The organism is Stenotrophomonas aracearum (genome assembly GCF_031834615.1).
Classification (GTDB): Bacteria; Pseudomonadota; Gammaproteobacteria; order Xanthomonadales; family Xanthomonadaceae; genus Stenotrophomonas; species Stenotrophomonas aracearum.
The window spans coordinates 358,526-379,416 of the sequence record NZ_CP115543.1; the positions used below are offsets into that span (position 1 = coordinate 358,526).

Consider the following 20,891-nt stretch of genomic DNA (forward strand, 5'->3'; position numbering starts at 1 on the left):
AGCGAGTAAGCGTATGTGAATAATGCCAATCACCTTTCGCACCCCGCCGGTATTGCCATGACTGTTGCAGCGCCCCGTATCCGCATGTTGATCGATGGCCAGTTCATCGAATCGGCCAGCTCGCACTGGCAGAACGTGGTCAATCCGGCCACCCAGGACGTCCTGGCCCAGGTCCCGTTCGCCACCATGAGCGAAGTGGACGCCGCCGTGGCCTCGGCCAAGGAAGCCTTCAAGACCTGGCGCAAGACCCCGATCGGCACCCGCGCGCGCATCTTCCTGAAGTACCAGCAGCTGATCCGCGAGCACATGGGCGAACTGGCCCACATCCTCAGCGCCGAACAGGGCAAGACCGTGCCCGACGCCGAAGGCGACGTGTTCCGCGGCCTGGAAGTGGTCGAGCATGCCGCCGCCATCGGCAACCTGCAGCTCGGCGAGCTGGCCAACAACGTGGCCAACGGCGTGGACACCTACACCCTGCTGCAGCCGCTCGGCGTATGCGCCGGCATCACCCCGTTCAACTTCCCGGCGATGATTCCGCTGTGGATGTTCCCGATGGCCATCGCCACCGGCAACACCTTCCTGCTCAAGCCGTCCGAGCAGGACCCGATGGTCACCATGCGCCTGGTCGAACTGGCGCTGGAAGCGGGCATTCCCAAGGGCGTGCTCAACGTCGTGCACGGCGGCGAAGAGGTGGTCAACGCGATCTGCGACCACCCGGACATCAAGGCCGTTTCGTTCGTGGGCTCCACCCGCGTCGGCACCCACGTGTACAACCGCGCCTCGCTGGCCGGCAAGCGCGTGCAGTGCATGATGGGCGCCAAGAACCACGCCGTGGTGCTGCCCGACGCCAACAAGGAACAGAGCCTCAACGCCATGGTCGGTGCCGCGTTCGGCGCGGCCGGCCAGCGCTGCATGGCCGCCTCCACCCTGGTGCTGGTCGGTGAAGCCCGCGAGTGGGTGCCGGACCTGGTGGCCAAGGCCAAGACGCTGAAGGTCAGCGCCGGCAGCGTCGCCGGTACGGATGTGGGCCCGGTGATCTCCTGCGCCGCACGCGAACGCGTTGAAGCGCTGATCGCCTCGGGCGTGGAGCAGGGCGCCAAGCTGGTGCTCGACGGCCGCAACCCGCAGGTGGACGGTTTCGAGAAGGGCAACTTCGTCGGCCCGACCATCTTCGACGGCGTGAAGCCGGGCATGCGCGTGTACGACGAAGAAATCTTCGGGCCGGTGCTGGTCATCCTCGAAGCCGAAACGCTGGACGACGCCATCGAGCTCATCAACAGCAACCCGAACGGCAACGGCACCGCGCTGTTCACCCAGTCCGGCGCTGCGGCACGTCGTTTCCAGGAAGAGATCGACGTCGGCCAGGTCGGCATCAACGTGCCGATCCCGGTGCCGGTGCCGCTGTTCTCGTTCACCGGTTCGCGCGCGTCCAAGCTCGGCGACCTGGGTCCCTATGGCAAGCAGGTGGTGATGTTCTACACCCAGACCAAGACCATCACCGCGCGCTGGTTCGACGACGAGACCCTGGGTCACGGCGTCAACACCACGATCAGCCTGAAGTAATTGCCTGCAGAGGCACGGAGTATTTTTTATGAGCAACTCGATGACGACGGAACTCGAAGAAGCGCAGCAGGCCTATAGAGAAGCCGCGCGTGACTTCGCCCAGGCCGAACTGGCGCCGCACGCCGCGCGATGGGATGCGGAGGGCATCTTTCCGCGCGAGGCGATCGCCAAGGCCGGGGAACTCGGGTTCTGTGGCCTGTACATGGACCCCGATATCGGTGGCAGCGGCCTGAGCCGTCTGGACGCCGCCGTCGTCATCGAGGAGCTCGCCAATGTGGACCCGTCCACCGGCGCCTTTGTGAGCATTCACAACATGGCCTCGTGGATGGTCTCCAAGTGGGGCACCGACGCACTACGTGCCGAATGGGGCCAGGCGCTGTCTTCGGGCAGCAAGCTGGCGTCGTACTGCCTGACCGAACCGGGTGCCGGTTCGGACGCGGCCTCGCTCAAGACCACCGCCGTGCGCGATGGCGACCACTTCGTGCTCAACGGTTCCAAGGCCTTCATCTCCGGCGCCGGTGCCACCGAGCTGCTGGTGGTGATGGCGCGTACCGGCGGCCCGGGTGCCAAGGGCGTCAGCGCCATCGCGGTGCCGGCCGACCTGCCGGGCATCAGCTACGGCCGCAAGGAAGAGAAGATGGGCTGGAACAGCCAGCCCACCCGCGGCATCACCTTCGAAAACGTGCGTGTGCCGGTGGGCAACCTGCTCGGCGAAGAGGGCAGCGGTTTCAAGCTGGCCATGAAGGGCCTGGACGGTGGTCGCATCAACATCGCCGCCTGCTCGCTGGGCGCAGCGCAGGGCGCGCTGGACGCCGCACGCCGCTACATGGGCGAGCGTCGCCAGTTCGGCAAGCCGTTGGCCGACTTCCAGGCGCTGCAGTTCAAGCTGGCCGACATGGCCACCCAGCTGGTCGCCGCGCGGCAGATGGTGCACACCGCTGCACGCAAGCTCGACGCCGGTGCCAGCGATGCCACCGTGTGGTGCGCGATGGCCAAGCGCTTCGCCACCGACGCCGGTTTCCAGATCTGCAACGACGCACTGCAGATCCACGGTGGCTACGGCTATATTCGCGAGTACCCGATCGAACGCCTGCTGCGTGACAGCCGCGTGCACCAGATCCTGGAAGGCACCAACGAGATCATGCGCGTGATCGTGGCCCGTCACCTGCTCAACACCGAAGAGGAACTGCGATGATGGATTGGCGCACGCACGAACACGTTGGCCTGAAGGTGGAAGCCGATGGCCACACCGCCGTGGTCACGCTGGACAACCCGCCGGCCCATACCTGGACCGTGCACAGCCTGTCGGCGCTGCGCGACCTGGTCGGTGCGCTCAATGCCGACAACGGCATCTACGCGCTGGTGATCACCGGTGGCGGCGAGAAGTTCTTCTCGGCCGGTGCCGACCTCAAGCAGTTCGCCTCCGGCGACAAGGCGCTGGCCCGCGAGGCCGCGCGCCGCTTCGGCGAAGCCTTCGAAGCGCTTTCCGGCTTCCGTGGCGTCTCCATCGCTGCCATCAACGGCTATGCGATGGGCGGCGGGCTGGAATGCGCGTTGGCCTGCGACCTGCGCATCATCGAAGACCACGCCCAGGTCGCACTGCCGGAGGCCACCGTGGGCCTGCTGCCGTGCGCCGGCGGCACCCAGAACCTGCCGCGCCTGGTGGGCGAGGGGTGGGCCAAGCGCCTGATCCTGCTCGGCGAACGCATCGATGCCGAAACCGCCGTGCGGATTGGCCTGGCCGAAGAAAAGGTCGGCAAGGGCGAGTCCAAGGCCCTGGCCCTTGAATGGGCGAAGAAGGCCGGCAAGCAGAGCCCGTCGAGCGTGGCCGCGTGCAAGACCCTGGTGCAGTCCACCCGCAGTGGCATGAGCCATGCCTCGGCGCTGGTCGCCGAGCGCGAAGCCTTTGTCGACCTGTTCGACCGTGCCGACCAGGCCGAAGGCGTGAACGCCTTCCTGGAAAAGCGCGCGCCGCAGTGGAAGAACGCATGAGCACCGCCGAGACCGCTGCGGAAGCACCGGTGCTGTTCGAAGAGCAGCACGCCGCCAACGGCAAGCGCATCGGCATCGCGACGCTCAACGCACCGCGCACCCTCAACGGCTTTTCGCTGCCGATGGCGCACCTGCTGCACGAGCGCCTGACCGCGTGGGCGGCCGATGACAACATCGCCCTGGTGGTCCTGCAGGGCGCCGGAGAGAAGGCGTTCTGTGCCGGCGGCGACCTGCACAGCCTGTACCAGAGCATGCGCGCCTACCGCGACGCTGGCCACAGCGACGTGCGCGACAACGCCTACGCCGCGGAGTTCTTCGACGTGGAGTACCGCGTCGACTACGCCATCCATACCTATGCCAAGCCGATCCTGTGCTGGGGCCATGGCATCGTGATGGGCGGCGGCATCGGACTGATGTCCGGCGCCAGCCACCGCGTGGTGAGCGAGCGCTCGAAACTGGCGTTCCCGGAAATCACCGTCGGCCTGTTCCCGGACGTCGGTGGCAGCTGGCTGCTGCCGCGCGTACCGGGCAAGGGCGGTCTGTTCCTGGCCCTGACCGGCGCACCGCTCAACGCGGGCGATGCCATCTACGCCGGCCTGGCCGACATCCATATCGCCGAAGCCCAGCGTGCCGACGTGTTCAGCGCGCTGGCGCAGGTGCATTGGAGCGACGACGCCAAGCGCAACCACGAGCAGCTCACCAACCTGCTGCAGCAGCACGCCAGCGACGCCGCTACCGGCCCGCTGTTGCGAAACGCCGCCACCATCGACGCGCTGTGCGAAGGCGACGACGTGGTCACCGTGGTCAACGCCATCGCCGCACTGCAGACCGAGGACCCCTGGCTGCAGGCCGCGCAGGCCACGCTCGCCGCCGGTGCCCCCGGTTCCGCACGCCTGGCCTGGGAACTGCAGAAGCGGGCGGAAGGTGCCTCGCTGGCCGACGTCTATCGCTTCGAATACATCGCCGCACTGCACAGCGCCGCCCACGGCGATTTCGCCGAAGGCATCCGCGCGCTGTTGATCGACAAGGACCGCACCCCGCGCTGGCAGCCGGCCACCCTGGCCGACGCTACCCCGCAGTGGGCACAGACCTTCTTCGTTTCGCCTTGGAACGAGGCCACGCATCCGCTGGCCGACCTGGGTGCCACCGTTCCTGAAAGGAGCCTTGCATGAGCCGTATTGCATTCATCGGGTTGGGCAACATGGGTGGCCCGATGGCCGCCAACCTGGCCAAGGCCGGTCACGCCGTGCGCGTGTTCGACCTGGTGCCCGCCGCCGTGCAGGCCGCCGTCGACGCAGGCGCCACCGCCGCCAGCTCCGCGCTCGACACCCTGACCGACGCCGAAGTGGTGATTTCGATGCTGCCGGCCAGCCGCCACGTCGAAGGCGTGTACCTGGGCGACGACGGCCTGCTGGCCGACATCCCCGGCGGCGCGCTGGTGATCGACTGCAGCACCATTGCCCCGGCCACCGCACGCAAGGTGTCCGAAGCCGCTGCCGCGCGCGGCCTGCAGATGCTCGATGCCCCGGTCTCCGGCGGCACCGCCGGTGCCCAGGCCGGCACCCTGACCTTCATCGTCGGCGGCGAAACGGACGCGCTCGAACGTGCCCGCCCGCTGCTGCAGGCGATGGGCAAGAACATCTTCCACGTGGGCGCCAGCGGCGCCGGCCAGGTCGCCAAGCTGTGCAACAACATGGCGCTGGGCGTGATCATGGCGGTCACTGGCGAATCCATCGCGCTCGGCGTGGCGCATGGTCTGGACCCGAAGGTCCTCTCGCAGATGATGGCGGTCAGCACCGGCCGCAGCTGGGCCACCGAAGTGTGCAACCCGTGGCCGGGCGTACTGGAAAACGCGCCGGCATCGCGCGGCTACAGCGGCGGCTTCGGCAGCGACCTCATGCTCAAGGACATGGGCCTGGCGGTGGAAGCGGCGATGAGCGTAGGCGCCTCGATCCCGCTGGGCGAACTCGCCCGCAACCTGTACTCGATGAACCACCAGGCAGGCCGCGGCAAGCTCGACTTCTCCAGCGTAGTCCAACTCGTTACAAGCGACACCTGACGGTAGCGCCGGCCGCTGGCCGGCCCTCCGGAACCCAGATGCATCCCATAACAGGGATCCACCGCGGTGGGATGGGCGGATGCCCGGTCAAATACGACCGGCACCCGCCCATTTTTTATTACACGATGGTCAACGTCACATCGATATTGCCGCGGGTAGCGTTCGAATACGGGCACACGATGTGCGCCTTCTGCACCAGCTCTTCCACCTGTGCACGCTCCAGGCCCGGCACGCTGATCTGCAGTTCCACTTCAATGCCAAAGCCGGTCGGAATCTGACCGATACCCACATTGCCGGTGATGCTGGTCTCAGCCGGCAGCGCAACCTTCGCCTGACCCGCCACGAACTTCAGCGCGCCCAGGAAGCAGGCCGAGTAACCAGCAGCAAACAGCTGCTCCGGATTGGTGCCCGGGCCGCCAGCGCCGCCCAGCTCGCGCGGGGTGGACAGCTGCACGTCCAGCACCTTGTCCGACGAGGTGGCATGGCCTTCGCGGCCGCCGGTGGCGGTGGCATGGGCGGTGTAAAGAACCTTTTCAATCGACATGGGAATCTCCTGGCTGTGAACGGGATGGACCGGTTGGTGAGGTGTACTTTGCGCCTGCCGCGCGGACGTGTGGCAACATAAGATCCAGAAAACTTGATCTGGAGTCCGAAATGGTCGACCGCCTGCAATCCCTGCTGGGCCGCTTCGCGGTCAATGCCGAGGTCTTCCACGCCGGTGCCCTGTGCGGCATTACCGACCTGCCGGCCGAAGGCGAGCGCGGCCAGCTGCACCTGATCCGCAACGGCCACGTACGCGTGGAGCACCCTGATGGCAGCGTGCTCGAGATCACCCAGCCCAGCGTGCTGGTCTACCCGCGACCCATGGCGCACCGCTTCGTCACCGACCCGGACGCCGGCGCCGACTTCGCCTGCGCCCACCTGCAGTTCGAAGGCGGCGGCAGCAGCCCGGTCGCCGCCGCACTGCCGCCGGTGATCTGCCTGCCGCTGCAGGAGCTCTACGGCGGCCAGCCGATCCTTTCAGTGCTGTTCGATGAAGCCTTCGCCCAGCGCTGCGGCCGCCAGGCGCTGCTCGACCGGCTGTTCGAAGTCGTACTGATCCAGATCCTGCGCGCACTGATGGAGAGCGGCCAGCTCCGCGTCGGCCTGCTTGCCGGCATGTCCCACCCCCGCTTGCGCCATGCGCTGGTGGCCATGCACGAAGAACCCGCCCAGGACTGGACCCTCGAACTGCTCGCCCAACGTGCCGGCATGTCGCGCAGCGCCTTCGCCGACAGCTTCCGCGACACCATCGGCAGCACGCCGGGGCATTACCTGCAGGGTTGGCGTACGCGCCTGGTGCAGCAGGCGCTACGTAAAGGCCAGCCGCTCAAGCGGATCGCGATTGATGTGGGCTATGGAAGCGAGGCGGCGCTGTCGCGTGCGTTCAAGTCACAAACGGGCCAGTCACCGAGGCAGTGGAAGCAGGCAATAGCACTGTGAGGCGGGGTGTAATTTCCCCTACATCAAACCAGAGAGAAGGCCGATGCAACTGTGGTTTCTTGAGATCTATAGTGGTTGGCCACGCTAGAAAGCGTTCCACAAGGTCCCTTGTTTGACGTTCTCACCACATTCCAAAAAACCACGCGCTGCTCCATCCGAAACCAGGAAGCGTCGTGCTCTCACGAAGCCTGTAACAGCGTTCCTGCTGGTGGCTGCAGTTGCCTCTCCCGTCGCAATTGCGTGGGGCGGCAGCACCCACCGCTCCGTCAGGGATCCAGTCGCCAGCGTCGAGATTCGCGCGGCTGCTCAACCCTGCAACGAACTCGCGACGCTTCGAGACAACGTTGAGCAGCAGGTGCGGGACGCATGCGAAGGTTTGCCGAACTCCGCGAAAGTCACGGTTACGCAGACCTTTACCGGATGCTTTGGGAACACAATCAACGACGGTACGGTCACCGTCGAATCTGGGGCCGTCATCTGCGGAAACCTTCGCTTTCGATAGCGGCGTCCTTAGGCGCGATCCGCTTGGAGCCGTCGTAGCGTTAGATGGTCCACTCGCGATCGGTGGTAAACATGATCGTCAACCATCGATCAGTCGACTCCTCGCCAAGTGCCTCCCCAATCTCATCGCGCAGCTGGTCCCATTCGACCAGCTGTCGCGGCGGGTCGTTCGCCGGCACCACGAAGAACAGCTCGATCTGGTCGCCGCGGCCGACCTTCGCCACATAGCTGCGATGCTCGATGAACCCGTACTTGGCCACGATGCCGCGAGCGACTTCATCCACATGCGCCTGCAGGTCGACCGGCGTGATCAGCAGGATGTCCGACAGCGCCTGCCGCACGGTGCCCAGTGGCGCCACGACCACGAACAGACAGACCACCAGCAGGATGGCCGGATCGATGTAAGGCACCAGCCACGCCCAGTCGGTATCGCGCAGCAGCCAGCCGCCGCCGAATGCCACCAGATAGGCCGCCGACATGCTTGCTGCCACCACCCAGTTCTTCGCGTCCAGCGCGATGAACTCCGAGCCGATGGAGCGGTTGGCGCGTCGTACGAACAACGCCAGGCCACTCTCGACGATGATGGAGATCACCGCAAACACAATGGCCGGCCCCAGCGCGATCTCGCGGCCGCCGGACATCAGTGCATCGACCGCATTGACCGCCGCATACAACGCCGCACCGATCATCAGCGTGCCGCTCACCCCAAGCACAATCGGCTCCAGGTGCCAGAAGCCCATGGTAAAGCGCTGGTTTAATCGCGACTGCAGCGCGTCCACGTTGGTGGACAGGCTGATAAGCCGCACCACCAGCAGCGACAGCCAGGTCATCACCACATCGATCAAGCCATAGATGCCGTCAAAGATGATGAGCGATGAGTTGGCGTATAGGCCAAAGGCCACGGCGATGGCCGCGACGCCGAATGAGGCCGCGATGGAAAGGCGAAGTACGCCCTGTTCCGTGCTGCTGTCGAAGGTGGAGGGGTGCAGAACGCGCATGGTGAAATCGAAAGAGTCCCGGCATGAGCCGCAGCGACCATGGACGAAGTGGGGGCCGTGGTCAGTAGATTGCCCGTCTTTGACTACACACTCCAAGGCTGGGCTCGACGGTCGAGGATTCTCGGGTCTCCCGCCCATTCCCGGCCCGGTTCAGGCCTCCGGTGTAAACTATTGATCGCGCTGGCAAACCCAGCACTTCCCTGCCAGACCCGACACCCCATGACCCTGCCTGCCGCCCCCGCAGACCGCTACGCCGCATCCCTGCGCCTGTCCGTTGCCCCGATGATGGACTGGACGGACCGCCATTGCCGCGTGTTCCACCGGATCCTGGCCCCGGGCGCGCGTCTGTACACGGAAATGGTCCACGCCAACGCCGTGATCCACGGCGACCGCGAGCGCCTGCTCGGCTATGACGGCAGCGAGCATCCGCTCGCCCTGCAGCTTGGCGGCAGCGACCCGGCCCTGCTTGCGCAGGCGGCGGAAATTGCACAGGACTGGGGCTACGACGAGGTCAACCTCAACTGCGGCTGCCCCTCCGACCGTGTCCAGGCCGGCCGTTTCGGCGCCTGCCTGATGCGCGAACCCACCCTCGTGGCCGAGTGCGTGGCGGCCATGGTCGAGGCAGTAAATATCCCGGTCACGGTGAAATGCCGTCTGGGCGTGGATGAAGACAACGACTACGAAACGTTTGTGAACTTCGTCGATCAGTCGGCCAACGCCGGGAGCGCGATGTTCATCGTGCATGCCCGCAACGCTTGGCTGAAGGGCCTTTCGCCCAAGGAAAACCGCGAAGTGCCGCCGCTGCGCTACGACTGGGCGCACCGGCTCAAGGCCGACCGCCCGAACCTTCAGATCGTCCTCAACGGCGGCCTGGCCACGGTGGAGGCCTCCCAGGCCCAACTGCCGGCGCTGGACGGGGTGATGCTGGGCCGCGCGGCCTACCACGACCCCTACGTGCTGCATCAGCTGGAGGCGGCCCAGACCGGCGCTCCGCTGCAGCCGCGCGAGGCGCTGCTGCGCGCCATGCGCCCCTACATCGAGGCGCAGCTGGAGCGCGGCCTGGCCCTCAAGCACATCACCCGCCACCTGCTGGGCCTGTTCCACGGCCAGCCGGGCGGCCGCGCATTCCGCCAGGTGCTGAGCGAGGGTGCCCACCGCCCGGGCGCCGATTGGGCGCTGATCGAGCAGGCGCTGCCCAGCACCCGCAACCAGGCCGAACGCGTCGCGGCTTGACACCGCCCAGCAAGACCCTGCAAGGTTCACTTAGATGAACGAAGCGAAGCGGGGGTCGGAAAAGTTCAGACCGGATTCACTGCGTAAAACCAAGAATTTGCAAAAGATTCGTAAAGCGCCGGCCCAGGCCGACGCTCGCCGATTCACAACTTTTGAACGTTTTGACGCGCTCCGTTAGGATCAGACCCGATGCTCTCCCTGCCCCGCCACCGTCGAATTGCCGTTGCCGCCGTGCTGGCGACCTGCGCCGTTGCTGCCATCGGCAGCGCGGCTGCGCAGGCCCCGCAGCCGGAACCGGCCCGCGGCGAGATGGTCCGGGCGTCCCGTGGTGCCCCGCAGGAGCGGTCCCTGTCCGACGCGGTGCGCCGGGTCCAGCGCACCACCGGCGGCCACATCCTGGGTGCCGAGCGGGTGCCCTTCGATGGGCGGGACATCAACCGGGTGAAATACATGGATGACCGGGGCCGGGTCCGCTACATGGACGACCCTGCCCAGCCGCGTTCACAGCCCCGCACGCCGCGTTCGGATATGTCATCACTACGCGGCGATAACCCCTGAACGGGGATAGTTGTCCGCAGTCATCTGTTAGCCACTGGCCCCAGGCCACACCCAGGACACTAGGGAGAGTTCATGCGTATCCTTCTGGTCGAAGACGAAGCCCCGCTGCGGGAAACCCTTGCAGCCCGGCTCAAGCGCGAAGGCTTTGCCGTCGATGCCGCACAGGACGGTGAGGAAGGTCTGTACATGGGCCGCGAAGTGCCGTTCGACGTAGGCATCATCGATCTGGGCCTGCCCAAGATGTCGGGCATGGAACTGATCAAGGCGCTGCGCGACGAGGGCAAGAAGTTCCCGGTGCTGATCCTTACTGCCCGCTCGAGCTGGCAGGACAAGGTCGAAGGGCTCAAGCAGGGCGCCGACGATTACCTCGTCAAGCCGTTCCACGTCGAAGAGCTGCTGGCACGCGTCAACGCGCTGCTGCGCCGCGCTGCCGGCTGGAGCAAGCCCACCCTCGAATGCGGCCCGGTCGCGCTGGATCTCGCCGCGCAGACCGTCAGCGTTGCAGGCAGCAACGTGGACCTCACCAGCTACGAGTACAAGGTGCTCGAATACCTGATGATGCATGCCGGTGAACTGGTCTCCAAGGCCGACCTCACCGAACACATCTACCAGCAGGATTTCGACCGCGACTCGAACGTGCTGGAAGTGTTCATCGGCCGCCTGCGCAAGAAGCTGGATCCGGACGGTGAGCTCAAGCCGATCGAAACCGTGCGTGGCCGCGGCTACCGCTTCGCGATTCCGCGCAACCACGAGGGCTGAGCCGCTGGTGCGGTGACGGGATGATGTCAGGCCGTCTGTGGTTCTTTAAACGCTGGCGGCCGCGCTCCCTGCAGGCGCGCCAGCTGCTGGCTGCCAGTGTGAGCCTGATCGCCTTCCTGGCGATCGCCGGCTATGCGCTGGATGCTGCCTTCGCCGACACCGCGCGCGCCAACCTGCGCGAGCGGTTGAAGAACTACGCCACCGCCTACGCGGCCGGCATCGATTTCACCCGCGACCGCTCGCTGTATATCCGCGAGCAGCCGCCGGATCCACGCTTCGACGTGCCCGGCAGCGGCCTGTACCTGCAGGTGGTGATGCCGGACGGCAAGGGCAACTCGATGTCCGCCGAGGGCCCGATGCTGCCCACCGTGGGTGGCGGCCTGCTGGCCCCGCGCCAGGAAGTGTTCGAAGGCCCGCTGCCGATGATCCAGATCGATGGCAGCCAGGGCTCGGTGTACCGCTACGGCCTGGGCCTTGTGTGGGACGCCGACGCCGATCCCGCCACCGAATTCCCGTACACCATCTACGTGATGGAAGACTCGCGCGCGCTCGGTGCGCAGCTGCGCGTGTTCCGTGGTCGGGTGTGGTTCTGGATGGGTGGTGCCGGTTTGATCCTGCTGCTGTTGCAGACGGTGATCCTGCAGTGGAGCCTGCGCCCGATGCGCCGCGTGATCACCGAGCTGACCAAGGTCCAGCGCGGCGAAACCGAGCGCATGAGCGAACGCCACCCGCGTGAGCTGGAACCGCTCACCGACAGCATCAATGCCTTCATTGAGAGTGAGCGCGAAAATCTCGAGCGACAGCGCAACACGCTGGCCGACCTGGCGCACAGCCTGAAAACCCCGCTGGCGGTGCTGCGCACGCAGCTGGATAGTGGTGCCCAGGACCAGGACCTGCGCGAGGAGTTCGACGTCCAGCTGCGCCGCATGAACAACCTGGTCGGCTACCAGCTGGCGCGTGCGGCATCGTCCGGGCACAAGCTGTTCTCGGCACCGTTGCCGATCGAATCCAACGCCGAGGAAATCGTGCGTGGGCTGGAGAAGGTCTACGCGTCCAAGGGCGTGCTGTGCGAGTTCGACATCGACGAGGCCGCGCGCTTCCACGGCGAACCGGGCGATCTGCAGGAACTGCTGGGCAACCTGCTGGAGAACGCCTTCAAGTGGGCCAACCGCCGCGTGCTGCTGACCGCCAAGCCGCTTACGGAGCGGGGCGTACGCCGCGCCGGGTTGCTGCTCTCGGTGGATGATGATGGCCCGGGCATCGCGCCGGAAGACATCGCCAAGGTGCTGCAGCGTGGCGTGCGCGGCGACGAACGCGTGCAAGGCCACGGCATCGGCCTCTCGATCGTGCAGGACTTGATCAAGGACTATCGCGGCGAACTGCAGGTGAAGCGTTCGCCGGAACTGGGTGGCGCGCGGTTTGAAGTGAAGCTGCCGCCAGGCCCTTGAGCGGTAGGTACCGGCCGCTGGCCGGTACACCCTCAAAACGAGGGTGAAGCCCCATAGAACCGGCGCAGATGCGCCGCCACCACCGGCATTTCCTGCTCCAGCAGGTCCGGCGCGGAAAAGTGGTACTCGGTCGCCACCGCGAAGAACTCATCCGGTGCTTCGGCTGCATACGGGTCGATCACCGTCTCCTGGCCGTCATCCACCTGCGCGCACAGCGCATCGAACGCCTGCTGGAAATCGGCGGCCCACTGCTTCTGCCAGTCGCGCGGCAACGGCGGGGTGCCATCGAGCACGCCGTCCAGCACATCGATCCGATGCGCCATTTCATGCACCACCACACAGGCACCTTCATGCGGGTGCTTCAGCTCGGCTTGCACGTCATGCCAGGACAGCAGCAGCGGCCCGTTGTGCGAGACCTGGCCAATCGCCTCTTCTTCCCACTCGTGCAGCACCCCGTCTTCGTCCATCTCGCTCTGCGGCACGATGAAGCCTTCGGGATAGACCAGCACCTGCGACCAGCCGCGCAGTCCCACTTCACCCAGTTCCAGCAGCGGCAGGCAGCACAGCGCGGCGATCAGTACCGCATCATCGTCGCCCAGCTGCAGTCCGCCGATCGGCGTGATGGTCTTGTCGTGCAGGAACGCAGCTGACAGTTCGCGCAGGCGCTGCCGTCGCTCGGCCGGCAAACCGCGCAGCCACGCGCTACGCTGGCAGGTGCGTTGCCAGGACGTTTCAGGAATGGGACGCGGCGAGGACCGCAGCCAGCGCAACAACGACTGGATCAGCGGAACATGCCCGGCAGGAAGCTGTGCCATTTCGGTGCACGCAGGCGCGGCAGCACGTCATCGTCGCCGCCACCGCCGGTGCTGACCGGTGCGGCGGCGCTGGGCTTGACCGTGGCCGGCGCCGGGGTTGCCGGTGCGGCGGCGGGGGCCGGGCGCTCGCTTTCCGCTGCCGAATACACGCAACCGCCCCGGCCCGAGCTGGCCTGCGCATCGGACGCGTGCGCGGCAAGGGGAGCCAACAGCAGGATCAGGCAATGGGCGTGGCGCATCGTCGAATTCCGTGAAGGGGCGAAAACGGTCAATCTTCGATTCTAGCCCGATTCACGGCGTCGATTGGAAGCCTCCCGAAAAGCGCGTTCGGCCGCTTTCCCGCATACTTTTCCCGATCAACCGATGGAAGCTGCCGTGGACGACCGCCAACTGCTGGCCAAACTGGGCGCCGGGCGACTGTCCGGCGACGCGCTGGCGCGCGAGCTGGGCCAGACCCGTGCCGCCATTTGGAAGCGGATTCAAGGACTTAGGGCGGCGGGCATCGAGGTCGATGGGCGTGCCGGCGACGGCTACCAGCTGCAGCAGCGGCTGGACCTGCTGGACGCGGCTGCGATCCTGAATGCGCTCAACCCCGCGCAGCAGGCCGGTCTGGAAAGCCTGGATGTGTCCTGGTCGGTCGGGTCGACCAATACCGAATTGTTGCGGTGCAGCGCGCCCGAGCGCGGCGCACGGGTGCTGCTGGCCGAACGCCAGACCGGCGGCCGCGGCCGTCGCGGGCGGGCCTGGGCCTCGCCGCTGGCGGCGCATGTGTACCTGTCGGTGCTGCGCGGTTTCGCCGGTGGCCTGTCGCGGCTGGGCGGGCTGAGCCTGGTCGCCGGCGTGGCGGTGGCCGAGGCGCTGCGCGCGCACGGCGTGGCCAACGTGGGCCTGAAGTGGCCCAACGACATCGTGGTCGACGGCCACAAGCTCGGTGGCCTGCTGGTGGAAGGTGGCGGCGAATTCGCCGGCCCGGCACGCGCGGTGATCGGGCTGGGCATCAACGTGCGCATGCCGGCCGCGTTCGCCGCGGAGATCACCCAGCCGTGGACCGATCTGGCCACGCTGCTCGGCGACGAGGTCAGCCGCAATGACGTCGTGGCGTGGTTGCTGGCCGCATTGCTGCCGGCGCTGGACGCATTCGAGGGCGACGGACTGGCGCCATTCCTGCCGCGTTATGCCGCGCTGGACAGTCTGGCCGGACGCAACGTGCGGGTGGACGATGGAGGCGTGCTGCATGAAGGGCAGGCACTGGGGCTGGCCGACGATGGTGCGTTGCGCGTGCGCATCGACGGCAGCGAACGCGTGTTCCATGCCGGGGAAGTCAGCGTGAGGGCGCAATGAGCGACTGGTTGTTCGACCTGGGGAATTCGCGGTTCAAGTTCGCACCGCTGCAGGGCAACCGCGCCGGCGACGTGCAGGCCTGGCCGCACGGTGCCGAAGCGATGCCGACCGATGCGCTGGCGCTGCTGCCCAGCGGCGACACCGCGTATGTGGCCAGCGTGGCTGCCGCGTCGCTCACCGCCAGCATGCTCGAGGTGCTGCAAGCACGCTTCAAGCACGTGCGGGTCGCACGCACCGAAGCCAGTTGCGCGGGCGTGCGCATCGCATATGCGGATCCGGCGAAGTTCGGCGTTGATCGTTACCTCGCGCTGATCGCCGCGGCCGAACGCGGCCAGGCCGTGCTGGTGGCCGGAGTAGGCACCGCGCTCACCATCGACCTGCTCGACGCGGACGGCCAGCATCATGGCGGGCGCATCGCTGCCTCGCCTACCACCATGCGCGAAGCCTTGCATGCGCGCGCGGTGCAGTTGCCCGCGCAGGGCGGCGACTACAGCGAGTTCGCCAACGACACCGCAGATGCGCTGGCCTCCGGCTGCGACGGCGCCGCAGTGGCGTTGATCGAGCGCAGCCGCATGCAGGCGGCCACCACGCTGGGCGCGGTGCCGGCGTTGCTGGTCCATGGCGGTGGTGCACCCGCATTGTTGCCGTTGCTGGGCGACGCGCAGTTCCAACCAGCGCTGGTGCTGGATGGCCTCGCGCGCTGGGCGGTGCACCAGCCACCGGCGGCGCGGTAGGATCGCCGCATGCTTACCCGTGCCCTGATCGTCGTACTGGCCATCCTCAATGTAGGCGTTGCGCTGTGGTGGATGCTGCGCGGTGACGCTGCGCCAGCACCGCCCCCCGCCCCACCCACCGGCGTGGCGCAGCTGCAGCTGCTCGACACGCCGAAGGCCGCCGCGCCGGCAGGCGCGCCAGCAGAAGCCCCGGATGCCGCAGGTGCCGCATTGACCGACGCCACCCCGGCGGCCACCAATGGCTCTGAAAAGCCGGCCTCCGAAGTAGCGCCGGGCTCTGCCCGGCCGCCTGAACCGCGCGCGACCTCTCCGGCGCAAACTGCTGCTTCTGCTTTGACGGCCGCCCCGGCAGCGCCCGCACCCGCGACGCCATCTCCGGCCCCGACTCCCGCCCCCGGCCCGCTCCAATGCATCAGCCTCGGCCCGTTTGCCGATCGCGACACCGCCATGGCTGCTCAGTCCAAGGCCGGCGCCCTGGTCCAGCGCTCGCGCCTGCGTGAGACGGCCAAGCCCGGTGCCAGCAGCACCTATCGGGTGATGATGCCGGCCGCCGCCAGCCGCGAAGAAGCGCAGGCCACGGTCAAGCGCATTGCCGCCGCCGGCATCAGCGATTACTACATCATGGCCCAGGGCGAAGACGCCAACGCCATCGCGCTGGGCCAGTACCGCAACCGCGAAGGCGCCGAACGCCGCCTGGCCGCCCTGAGCGCGGCCGGCTTCAATGCCCGCCTGGTCGGCGGCAGCGCCGGCACCGCGCAGTGGTGGGTTGACGCGGCCCTGGCCGACCAGGCCACCCCCAGCGCCGCCCGCCAGCGCAGCGGTGCCGCCCAGCAACGCTCGCTGGAATGCGCAGGCTTGCGCTAGAATCGCCCTCCGCGCCGGCCAATGCCGTCGCCGTGCCTTTGCCGGCATAGCTCAGTTGGTAGAGCAACCGCCTTGTAAGCGGTAGGTCCCCAGTTCGAATCCGGGTGTCGGCACCATCACTTCGTTTCCGCGTACCGATACGACAGCAGCGACTTCACCAGGAAGGTCACCTGCGTGGCCGAGCGCGCGTCCACGCGCATGACCGGCAGCCGGTGCCCGGCGTCGAACAGCGCATTGCGGAACTCGGGAATGAGCAGCGAAGGGTGCTCATCGGTGCGGGTCACGCCCACCGCCAGGCTGGCGTCCGGTGCGATGCGCGAGAACTCCTGCAGCAGCTCCACTGTGGAAGCCACCGGGTCGGGATGGCCGGCGCTGACCAGCACGATCACGCCGAGCGCGCCTTCGCAGACCATCGGCCACATGAAGTCCAGGTAGCGCTGGCCGGGTACGCCGTACACGTGCAGCAGTTCGCCGTCGTCCAGTTCGATCGAGCTGTAGTCGAGCGCGACGGTGGTTTCCACCTTGTCGCCCATCGCGTCTTCGCTCATCGGCATTTCGGTGCTGACCGGCTCCACGTCGGAGATCGCACGCACCGCCGTGGTCTTGCCGGCGCCCATGCTGCCGACGAACACCAGCTTGTTGGCGGGCAGGCTCATGCCGAATTCCCCTGGAACAGGTTCAGCCCGAAGCGGCGCGCCACCCACGAGAAGAAGCGCGAGTCACCGGCATCGCGGCGGCGGGAAGGAGGGGTCACGGCAGGCTCCTGGTTCAGTGCGAGGCCACTGGCAACAGCAGCGCAGAAGAGGGATTGCACCGTGTCGCGCGGGATCTGGCAAGCGGCGGCGAGTGCACTCGCCTGCCACGGCCGGGCATGCAGGCAGGCGATGGCCAGCAGCCAGGTGCCCGGCACATCCTCGGCGGTGAGGTCGGGCCAATGGCGCAGCTTCAGTGCGGTGTGCTCGGCCACCGGCGGCAGCAGCTCCGGGCGATGGCGCGCAATGCAGAAATACAGCGCTTCGAACGAATGCCGCTGCGGCAGTCGGTACGCATACTGGTGCTGGAAGGTGGAGGCATCGATCGCCTCGCCCGACCAGGCGATGTCATCCAGCTGCGCAACCACGTCGGACAACGTCGTCGAGGGTGCCAATCCGATGCTGCGCGTGGCCGTATCCACCAGCACGGTGATGCCGCCACGCTGCAGCAGGTGCAACGCCGGTGTGCCGGCAGCGGACGCGAGCTGCAGCAGCAACGGCACGCCCTGCACCGGGCGCGACACGCTAGGCGCGGCCAGCAGCAGGCTGGACAGTTGTTCGTTGATGGCGCGCACGGTGGCACCGTGCGGCAGGCGGCCGGGTGCCGGGTCGGCGAAGCGGCGTGCGATGGACAGCACCGGCACGTTCACCGCATGCGCTTCGCTGAGCGCGCGCGACGAATCGGCATGGTCCAGCCCAACCACCAGCAGGTCGCAGCTGTCGCCGGACCACGGCTGCAGCACCACCTCCATGCGCTCGGCGAGCAGCATGGAACTGGCCAGCTTCAGTCGGGTCTGGTGCAGGACATCCAGGCCGATGGCGGCAATGCGGAAAGAACGGGTGGGGGCATTCATGGGGGTCACGCGGTGCCGCAGCAGCAGGCGCGCCGCTTCCGGTCAGGGATGCGGCACGCCCCATGCGCTTGCGATCAGCTGAAGTCCAGGGTCTTTTCGAAGGCCTTCAGTTCATGACGCGACATGGCCAGGTTGGCCTTGCTGCGGTCCATAACCACGTACAGGAACAGCAGCGGGTTGCTTTCCAGCGGACGGATCAGGTGGTACTGCGTGGTCAGGGTGATCAGCAGGTCTTCCAGCGTGTCCGACAGGCCCAGCGACTCGGCCACGCGGCGCTTGGCACGCACCACTTCGGTGTTGCCGGCCGCAGCCAGTTCCAGGTTGATGTTGCCGCCGCCGACCATGGCCAGGGCCATGCCGCTGTCACCGTCGACCAGGGCGGCGCCGACGAAACCAGCGAGCGAATTGAGCTTTTCCAGATTGAGATTGGGCACGTAAATCCTTTTTTCTTCAGGCAGTGGGAGGGGCAGGCGAACGCCTGCCGGAAGGGCACAACGAAATCGGAAGGGCTCAGGCCGCGCGGTCGCGCAGCACGGCATCAAGACGGTTGGCGCACTCGCGCGCATGGAACAGCAGCACGGCCATGTTGACCTCGTGGCTGGCCACGGCGGTCAGGGTCAGCGGCTTGTCGGCGGCAATGCGGATCAGCACCACGTTGCCCAGCTTGGTGCAGATGGTGGCGTAGTCCGCATCGCTCAGCGCCAGTTCGCGCGACACGGTCTCGCCCAGGGTCAGGAACGAATTGGCCATCGCCGCCAGGCGGCGACCGTCCACGCCCAGCGAGGAATCCTCGGCCACGGCGCGGCCGTCGGCGGTGGAGAGCATCAGCAGGCTCAAGCCCCGCTCGCGCTCGCGCGACTGCTGGAACACCGCTTCGATGGCGGCAACGTCATACAACTGCCGGGCCGGTTGGCTCTCGCCACCGGCATTACGGACGATCTGGTGGATGCTGCTGCGCTGCACGTACTGCCCCCTGAGACAAAACGAAAGACAGACCAACCCTTTGCGGGTTAGTCAATCAGTACTGCGAAGAAGTGTGAAATGTAGCACGTAAATTTCGCCAGAACGGCTAACGTAAGATGAACCGACCGTTTCTTTGCAATGTGTCAAACCATTGACACATAAGGCTTTCACGCCGCGCGACGTCCTCCGCTGCTGCGCCGCCGCGCGTGTTTCGGCGGCACCGTCACTAGACTGGTCTGATTTTCCGTGTGTGTGGAGTCAGCATGAGCAAGCGTCAACCTGCGGTGTCCCTGATCGGCGTGCCGACCGATATCGGTGCCGGCCACCGTGGCGCCAGCATGGGCCCGGAAGCCCTGCGCATTGCCGGTCTTGTCGAGGCGCTGGAGGCGCGTGGCGTGGACGTGCGCGACTGCGGCGACCTGGTGGGCCCGCGCAATCCGTGGACGTCCCCCGTCGAGGGCTACCGCCACCTGGACGAAGTGGTGGAATGGAACCGCGTGCTGATGGATGCCACCTACGCCGAGCTGCAGGCCGGCCGCCTGCCGATCATGCTGGGTGGCGACCACTGCCTGGGCATCGGCTCGATCACCGCCGTGGCCCGCTGGTGCCGCGAACAGGGGCGCACCCTGCGCGTGCTGTGGCTGGACGCGCATTCGGACTTCAACACCAGCGAGGTCACCCCGTCGGGCAACGTGCACGGCATGCCGGTGGCCTGCCTGTGCGGGCTCGGCCCGGACGCGCTGACCCGGCTGGGTGGCGACGCCCCGGCGATCTCGCCGCAGCAGGTGCGCCAGATCGGCATCCGCTCGGTGGACCAGGAAGAGAAGCGCCTGATCAAGCAGCACAAGGTCGATGTGTATGACATGCGCTACATCGACGAAGTCGGCATGAAGCGCGCGGTGGAGGCCGCACTGGAAGGCGTGGACGAAAACACCCACCTGCATGTGAGCTTCGACGTGGACTTCCTGGACCCCAGCATCGCCCCCGGCGTGGGCACCACGGTGCCGGGCGGGGTGAATTACCGCGAGGCGCAGCTGGTGATGGAAATGATCGCCGACACCGGCCGCATGGGCTCGCTGGACATCGTTGAACTCAACCCCATTTTGGACGACCACAACGCCACCGGGTCGCTGGCGGTGGACCTGGTGGAAAGCCTGTTCGGCAAGTCCACCCTGATGCGCGACTGAGGCGCCTGGCCGGTTCCCGGCGCGTGGCTGAACAGCCGCGCGCCGCGTTCACATCGATTGCACGCGCCAGACCCCAGATTGCACATCACGCGGGGGGCAATGCCACCGCGATCTGCCAGAGGCAGGTGGGGCCGGAATTCGGTAGTGACGTTGAACTAATCAGGAGAACCCTATGAAGCGTGTTATTGCACTGATGCTGTTGTCGATGGTTTCGCTGGCCATGCTGTCCGGTTGCAACACCGTTGCCGGTGCCGGCAAGGATGTGCAGAAGGCCGGGCAGTCGGTTGAAGACGCCGCCAAGGGCAACTGATCCAACGATGCAGGCCAGCCTCGCGCTGGCATGCAACGAAGAATGGCCGGGAATTTCCCGGCCATTTTTTTTTGTGATTTTCGCCGCTGTTTCTGCCATTCAATGAAGTGAGCGTGCGCTTCATCCGCGCTTGACCGCCTGGAAACACGCGTTATTGCATCCTGTTCCTGCGGCGACATTGCCGTTGCACTACAGGACGCGAACCCATGAACAAAGACATCATTTCCGGCAAGTGGACGCAGCTGAAGGGTAAGGCGCAGGCAAAGTGGGGCGACCTGACCGATGACGATTTCAAGGTGGCCGAAGGCAATGCCGAGTACCTGGCGGGCCGCCTGCAGGAGCGCTATGGCTGGGCGCGCGATCGCGCCGAAAGCGAGGTCAAGGACTTCGAAGCCTCCATGCGCAAGGATTACCCGGATTTCCACTGACCCGCCCTGCGGGCCAGCGCGGTGCAGTACCGCGACGAGGGTATGAAACC

At 66.7% G+C, this 20,891-nt stretch carries 24 protein-coding genes and 1 tRNA gene; 17 read left to right on the forward strand and 8 right to left on the reverse strand.

The annotated features are described in order from the left end of the window. The first annotated feature begins 57 nt into the window (after window positions 1-57). Genes PDM28_RS01525 through mmsB form a run of 5 tightly spaced genes read left to right on the forward strand, consistent with a single transcriptional unit; the run spans window position 58 to window position 5,614 of the window. A complete protein-coding gene (locus PDM28_RS01525; protein WP_102947061.1) occupies window positions 58-1,563 on the forward strand; it encodes a CoA-acylating methylmalonate-semialdehyde dehydrogenase in 1,506 nt (501 codons plus the stop codon). 40 nt (window positions 1,564-1,603) lie between these two features. Then, window positions 1,604-2,758, forward strand: coding sequence for an acyl-CoA dehydrogenase family protein (locus PDM28_RS01530; protein WP_483013763.1), 1,155 nt, complete (start codon window positions 1,604-1,606; stop codon window positions 2,756-2,758). Beyond that, window positions 2,755-3,555 (forward strand): enoyl-CoA hydratase, encoded by an 801-nt coding sequence (locus PDM28_RS01535; protein WP_070208456.1) that lies wholly within the window; start codon window positions 2,755-2,757, stop codon window positions 3,553-3,555. Before PDM28_RS01530 ends, PDM28_RS01535 begins: the two co-directional genes overlap by 4 nt. Then, complete coding sequence (locus PDM28_RS01540) at window positions 3,552-4,727, forward strand: enoyl-CoA hydratase/isomerase family protein (protein ID WP_311183536.1); 1,176 nt, start codon at window positions 3,552-3,554, stop codon at window positions 4,725-4,727. Before PDM28_RS01535 ends, PDM28_RS01540 begins: the two co-directional genes overlap by 4 nt. Continuing rightward, entirely contained in the window at window positions 4,724-5,614 is an 891-nt protein-coding gene (gene mmsB / locus PDM28_RS01545; RefSeq protein WP_311183538.1) for a 3-hydroxyisobutyrate dehydrogenase, read from the forward strand. Before PDM28_RS01540 ends, mmsB begins: the two co-directional genes overlap by 4 nt. A gap of 118 nt (window positions 5,615-5,732) precedes the next feature. Here mmsB and PDM28_RS01550 read toward each other — a convergent pair whose 3' ends face one another. Beyond that, window positions 5,733-6,158 (reverse strand): organic hydroperoxide resistance protein, encoded by a 426-nt coding sequence (locus PDM28_RS01550; RefSeq protein WP_102947057.1) that lies wholly within the window; start codon window positions 6,156-6,158, stop codon window positions 5,733-5,735. 110 nt (window positions 6,159-6,268) lie between these two features. On the opposite strand from PDM28_RS01550, the gene PDM28_RS01555 reads away from it, so the two are divergent. Beyond that, window positions 6,269-7,096: an AraC family transcriptional regulator gene (locus tag PDM28_RS01555; protein WP_311183539.1), complete on the forward strand. Its 828-nt coding sequence runs from the start codon at window positions 6,269-6,271 to the stop codon at window positions 7,094-7,096. A gap of 542 nt (window positions 7,097-7,638) precedes the next feature. On the opposite strand, the gene PDM28_RS01560 is transcribed toward PDM28_RS01555, so the two are convergent. Further along, on the reverse strand, window positions 7,639-8,595 hold the full coding sequence (locus tag PDM28_RS01560; RefSeq protein WP_311183540.1) for a cation diffusion facilitator family transporter: 957 nt from the start codon (window positions 8,593-8,595) through the stop codon (window positions 7,639-7,641). A gap of 219 nt (window positions 8,596-8,814) precedes the next feature. Between PDM28_RS01560 and dusA the strand changes: the two genes are divergently transcribed. From dusA to PDM28_RS01580, 4 genes are all read left to right on the forward strand, one after another. Next, window positions 8,815-9,828: a tRNA dihydrouridine(20/20a) synthase DusA gene (gene dusA, locus PDM28_RS01565; RefSeq protein WP_311183541.1), complete on the forward strand. Its 1,014-nt coding sequence runs from the start codon at window positions 8,815-8,817 to the stop codon at window positions 9,826-9,828. Between the two features lie 189 nt (window positions 9,829-10,017). Continuing rightward, window positions 10,018-10,386, forward strand: coding sequence for a hypothetical protein (locus PDM28_RS01570; protein ID WP_102947052.1), 369 nt, complete (start codon window positions 10,018-10,020; stop codon window positions 10,384-10,386). Window positions 10,387-10,458: 72 nt separating this feature from the next. After that, entirely contained in the window at window positions 10,459-11,145 is a 687-nt protein-coding gene (locus tag PDM28_RS01575; RefSeq protein WP_102947051.1) for a response regulator transcription factor, read from the forward strand. A 23-nt stretch (window positions 11,146-11,168) separates the two neighbouring features. Then, window positions 11,169-12,593, forward strand: a complete 1,425-nt coding sequence (locus PDM28_RS01580; protein WP_070208480.1) for an ATP-binding protein — start codon at window positions 11,169-11,171, stop codon at window positions 12,591-12,593. Window positions 12,594-12,625: 32 nt separating this feature from the next. On the opposite strand, the gene PDM28_RS01585 is transcribed toward PDM28_RS01580, so the two are convergent. Then, window positions 12,626-13,408, reverse strand: a complete 783-nt coding sequence (locus PDM28_RS01585) for a M90 family metallopeptidase (protein WP_311183542.1) — start codon at window positions 13,406-13,408, stop codon at window positions 12,626-12,628. Next, a complete protein-coding gene (locus PDM28_RS01590; protein ID WP_311183543.1) occupies window positions 13,375-13,647 on the reverse strand; it encodes a hypothetical protein in 273 nt (90 codons plus the stop codon). The genes PDM28_RS01585 and PDM28_RS01590 overlap by 34 nt, the downstream gene beginning before the upstream one ends. A 136-nt stretch (window positions 13,648-13,783) precedes the next feature. On the opposite strand from PDM28_RS01590, the gene birA reads away from it, so the two are divergent. The 4 genes from birA (at window position 13,784) to PDM28_RS01610 (ending at window position 16,463) form a co-directional block, all read left to right on the forward strand. After that, entirely contained in the window at window positions 13,784-14,749 is a 966-nt protein-coding gene (birA, locus tag PDM28_RS01595; RefSeq protein ID WP_102947072.1) for a bifunctional biotin--[acetyl-CoA-carboxylase] ligase/biotin operon repressor BirA, read from the forward strand. Then, window positions 14,746-15,483, forward strand: coding sequence for a type III pantothenate kinase (locus PDM28_RS01600; protein WP_311183544.1), 738 nt, complete (start codon window positions 14,746-14,748; stop codon window positions 15,481-15,483). The genes birA and PDM28_RS01600 overlap by 4 nt, the downstream gene beginning before the upstream one ends. A 9-nt stretch (window positions 15,484-15,492) precedes the next feature. After that, window positions 15,493-16,347: an SPOR domain-containing protein gene (locus PDM28_RS01605; protein ID WP_311183546.1), complete on the forward strand. Its 855-nt coding sequence runs from the start codon at window positions 15,493-15,495 to the stop codon at window positions 16,345-16,347. Window positions 16,348-16,387: 40 nt separating this feature from the next. Further along, window positions 16,388-16,463: transfer RNA gene (locus PDM28_RS01610), tRNA-Thr, on the forward strand. On the opposite strand, the gene PDM28_RS01615 is transcribed toward PDM28_RS01610, so the two are convergent. From PDM28_RS01615 to PDM28_RS01630, 4 genes are all read right to left on the reverse strand, one after another. Continuing rightward, window positions 16,464-17,003 carry a GTP-binding protein gene (locus tag PDM28_RS01615; protein WP_311183548.1) on the reverse strand — a complete coding sequence of 180 codons (540 nt, stop codon included), beginning with the start codon at window positions 17,001-17,003 and terminating at the stop codon, window positions 16,464-16,466. Then, window positions 17,000-17,953: a hypothetical protein gene (locus PDM28_RS01620; RefSeq protein ID WP_311183549.1), complete on the reverse strand. Its 954-nt coding sequence runs from the start codon at window positions 17,951-17,953 to the stop codon at window positions 17,000-17,002. The genes PDM28_RS01615 and PDM28_RS01620 overlap by 4 nt, the downstream gene beginning before the upstream one ends. Before the next feature lie 74 nt (window positions 17,954-18,027). Further along, the gene (locus PDM28_RS01625; RefSeq protein WP_070208473.1) at window positions 18,028-18,387 is read right to left on the reverse strand and encodes a hypothetical protein; all 360 of its coding nucleotides are present in this window, start codon (window positions 18,385-18,387) and stop codon (window positions 18,028-18,030) included. Window positions 18,388-18,463: 76 nt separating this feature from the next. Beyond that, window positions 18,464-18,916: a roadblock/LC7 domain-containing protein gene (locus PDM28_RS01630; protein ID WP_311183550.1), complete on the reverse strand. Its 453-nt coding sequence runs from the start codon at window positions 18,914-18,916 to the stop codon at window positions 18,464-18,466. A 263-nt stretch (window positions 18,917-19,179) separates the two neighbouring features. On the opposite strand from PDM28_RS01630, the gene rocF reads away from it, so the two are divergent. From rocF to PDM28_RS01645, 3 genes are all read left to right on the forward strand, one after another. After that, the gene (gene rocF, locus PDM28_RS01635) at window positions 19,180-20,103 is read left to right on the forward strand and encodes an arginase (protein WP_311183551.1); all 924 of its coding nucleotides are present in this window, start codon (window positions 19,180-19,182) and stop codon (window positions 20,101-20,103) included. Window positions 20,104-20,275: 172 nt separating this feature from the next. Next, complete coding sequence (locus PDM28_RS01640) at window positions 20,276-20,413, forward strand: entericidin A/B family lipoprotein (RefSeq protein WP_068848583.1); 138 nt, start codon at window positions 20,276-20,278, stop codon at window positions 20,411-20,413. Window positions 20,414-20,619: 206 nt separating this feature from the next. Next, window positions 20,620-20,841 carry a CsbD family protein gene (locus PDM28_RS01645; protein WP_070208476.1) on the forward strand — a complete coding sequence of 74 codons (222 nt, stop codon included), beginning with the start codon at window positions 20,620-20,622 and terminating at the stop codon, window positions 20,839-20,841. Window positions 20,842-20,891 lie beyond the last annotated feature (50 nt).